The sequence below is a fragment of the Candidatus Magnetominusculus dajiuhuensis genome (assembly GCF_046044395.1).
Taxonomy (GTDB): Bacteria; Nitrospirota; Thermodesulfovibrionia; order Thermodesulfovibrionales; family Magnetobacteriaceae; genus Magnetominusculus; species Magnetominusculus dajiuhuensis.
Genome location: NZ_JBJUSG010000209.1, coordinates 1 through 3,163 on the forward strand (window position 1 = coordinate 1; position 3,163 = coordinate 3,163).

At 40.6% G+C, this 3,163-nt stretch carries 4 protein-coding genes; 1 reads left to right on the forward strand and 3 read right to left on the reverse strand.

Annotation, left to right across the window (positions count from 1 at the left end):
• Positions 1 to 132: 132 nt before the first annotated feature.
• Complete coding sequence (locus AB7D94_RS16860) at positions 133 to 345, forward strand: uracil-DNA glycosylase (RefSeq protein ID WP_420267232.1); 213 nt, start codon at positions 133 to 135, stop codon at positions 343 to 345.
• 15 nt (positions 346 to 360) lie between these two features.
• Here the strand turns inward: AB7D94_RS16860 and AB7D94_RS16865 are convergent, their stop codons facing one another.
• The 3 genes from AB7D94_RS16865 to AB7D94_RS16875 all read right to left on the reverse strand — a co-directional run bounded on the left by AB7D94_RS16865 (position 361) and on the right by AB7D94_RS16875 (position 2,854).
• Entirely contained in the window at positions 361 to 999 is a 639-nt protein-coding gene (locus AB7D94_RS16865; RefSeq protein WP_420267233.1) for a GDSL-type esterase/lipase family protein, read from the reverse strand.
• A gap of 45 nt (positions 1,000 to 1,044) precedes the next feature.
• Positions 1,045 to 1,923, reverse strand: coding sequence for a DUF8213 domain-containing protein (locus AB7D94_RS16870; protein ID WP_420267234.1), 879 nt, complete (start codon positions 1,921 to 1,923; stop codon positions 1,045 to 1,047).
• A 64-nt stretch (positions 1,924 to 1,987) separates the two neighbouring features.
• Complete coding sequence (locus AB7D94_RS16875) at positions 1,988 to 2,854, reverse strand: InlB B-repeat-containing protein (RefSeq protein WP_420267235.1); 867 nt, start codon at positions 2,852 to 2,854, stop codon at positions 1,988 to 1,990.
• Positions 2,855 to 3,163 lie beyond the last annotated feature (309 nt).

Sequence of the window (3,163 nt, forward strand, 5' to 3'; positions counted from 1 at the left end):
AGGGATGCCCTCGCAGGGAAATCAACGGGTGTAGTTATTTAGACGCTTACATTATTCCTGAATGACAGACAGGACAGGTATACGCATTAAGAGTATACGTCTTACAAGTAAACGCCTTAATGTGTCATTCCTGTGAAGGCAGGAATCCAGTTGGTTAAACTCATGGCAAACAGGATAGATTGTTTTAAATGCAGTCATTTTTTTATCACATGGGACGGAAGATTTCCCTATGGCTGCAAGTTCATGGGGTTTAAGTCCAAGGTGATGCCGTCGCAGGAGGTCTTTAATGCGTCGGGCAAGGCATGTCAGACTTTTAAAGACAAGGGCGGCCCAAAAAGTGGTTAAATACACATAAGGCGGCTAATACACATATCTCTCAATTTGCTGCTTCCATGTTGCATATCCCTCGTGCGTTAAGTGTACGCCGTCGTACGTAAACAGAGGGTTGAGTTTTATTGTGCCTGTATATACGAACGCCCCGTATATGTCCAGATATTTTATTTTATATTTATCTTTATATTTAACCACAGTTTGTTTTATCTTTTCATTTGCTATGATAACATTTGTATTAATATATAAATTGTATTTAATATATAAATCGGGTGGTTCTACCTCAATATTAACCGGCAATATACTTATAACATAGATTTCAGTGTTAGGAAGTTTTCTTATCAGGACATTTAATATTTTATTATATGTCAGGATTAAGCCATCAACAGATTGTCCTCTGATAATATCGTTTATGCCGGCCATAATAAAAATCTTCTTAGGCGCGTCATGAATTACCGCCCCAAGACGATTGTACATATCGCGCGATGTGTCGCCATATACGCCGCGGTTTATCATATTACCGTCGGGAAACATCTCATTCAAATCAGCAAAGGCCGTCAGGCTGTCTCCGAGAAACACGATTTTTTCACCAGAGGATTTCGCCGTCAGCGGGGTAGCTAATAAAATTACAAAGATTAATAGAATTGCCGTGATAACATATTTAAACATAATGCCTCTCCTTGCCTGTATTTTATCATCTTTCCCTCCTTAGGCCTAGCTACCAATTGTACTACAATTATACTGTGTACCGTTGTAGCTTGTTCCAAGTACACCTATAATAAAATCTGGTATTGTGGCGGGAAACAAATAATCACAATCAGGCCAAACAGTATTTGTCACTCCAAGTATGCTGTTCTGATATCCAACACATGCGTCATGCCTGGCGCAAGCGTAAGAATATACATTATTAAATGTCGCTGTTGAATAGCTACTACATCCTGGCCCGCATCTTCCGAAACAGCCGTCCTGGCCTATGATTCCTGACTGATCGAGTGTTGCAACTGTCGTACCCGATACTTGTACAGGCCAAAATAAATCCAGCGTTTTACCAAAGGCATTGCATAAATTCAGCGGTTTATAATCAGATAATGGTGTTAATCTGCTATGAGATTGTTGTTTGTATTCACCTGTCAGTGTGTTGATGCCTGAGTTACTAATAGAAACGTATACAGGCATTGTATTTGGCCAGCTTACTATTAAATTAAGTATGCTGAGAAACGATTTACTTAAGTTATTATTATCACCATAAGCACTCATTTCTGACATCAGTTTTTGTATAACCTGATTGTCTTTATCTGTTAATTTAACAATCCCACCATTGTTAATCGAAGAGGCTTGTAAATAGAAGCCGCCACCTGATGAGATGCCTTTCTCAACTATTAAGACTATATCGCCAAACCGTAGATTCATCCTTATCATATCGGTTTCAACAATTGAAAAAACCACTCCTAAATCATGAGAAGAGCCTCTTATTTCTTTATCAGACATCTTCTCATAATTTATTGGCGACGCTTCAATTTGTCTTGTCCCACAGATTAAACTTAACAAGCATATCCCTAAAGCAACCACTAATACACGATTTATCCATCTCATTTTAATTACCTCCTGAGTATTATATTTTTGCGGCTAAACATCTTATGTGTGTGCTCATTTCACGTTAAAGCCCAAACTCCATCATCATATAATCAGATAGGCTGCTACAATTACCAGTGCCGTCACACGCCTTTATCCGGTAATAGTACATATCTCCAAAAACTGCTCCGGTTTGGGTGTAAACTGTGGTATTTGTCTGAACGACCCCTGCATAATTTAAGTCTCCCGATGAGACTGAGTCATCATTACCCCAGTATATGTAATAAACTGTTGCCCCGCTCACACTGCCCCAGTTTAGTATAAAACCATCGGATGTTTTACCCATTTTAAAATTGGTTGGTACAGGGATAACTGTCTTCCACGCAACTCCAAATGAATACCACGCAGCCCCGTTATAATAATACATATTTCCATCAGACCACGCACAGATTCCCAGCCCGTTAGTGAACCATTGGGCGAAGTATGTACCGTCCGTACCTGTTAAGACACCTCCTGATTTTGTACCAAAATATGAACTGTACTGCGTATAAAGCGCACTTATTTTACTTGAAGCCATAGTGTAATCATAAGTGTAACTTTGCGATGAGTAACTAACGGCCACATTTTTATTTGCGGTCATTGTAATGCCGCAGTTGCTGCCGCTTGCCGAATCACATCCTGACCAACTCGTAAAAGTTGAGCCAGCACCGGCCGTTGCCGCAAGCACTACCACCGTGCCTGCCGCGTACGACGCCGTACCAACATTGCCGTTCCATGTGAGTGTGCCGCTTGAAGGCGCTACCGCCCCCGTCCCCACACCCGCTTTGGTTACCGTAACGCTGTACGTAGTAGCTCCCTCTAAGGGAGATAAAATCCCTAATACCAACATCAAACTAAACACGACGCCTAAAGCCCGTACCCTAAAGAAAGTAACATTATTTGTATCTATCATGATTTTCTCCTTTGAAACAACCCGTAAACAGATATTTTTTTTAGATATACACAGGTGTGGTGTTTTTTAAACCCTTCTGCTCCGCATAGCCCACACAGTACATCTTCTACAACAAGAAGCAACACCCCCATATATCATCATACATCATACATGTGTATAAAAGCAATAGGTTGAAGTGTCTCACGAAAAAATATATGAAATATATCAATATTTGACGCTATGAAATCCTGAACCCTGGGGATGACCGTTGCATCTCTTTGTAAGCGTCTAAATAACTACACCCGTTGATTTCCCTGCGAGGGCATCCCT

Bases quoted from the DNA above. Each gene is read 5' to 3' on its own strand.
- AB7D94_RS16875 (WP_420267235.1), bottom strand. From the start codon at position 2,854: ATGATAGATACAAATAATGTTACTTTCTTTAGGGTACGGGCTTTAGGC.
- AB7D94_RS16865 (WP_420267233.1), bottom strand. From the start codon at position 999: ATGTTTAAATATGTTATCACGGCAATTCTATTAATCTTTGTAATTTTA.
- AB7D94_RS16870 (WP_420267234.1), bottom strand. From the start codon at position 1,923: ATGAGATGGATAAATCGTGTATTAGTGGTTGCTTTAGGGATATGCTTG.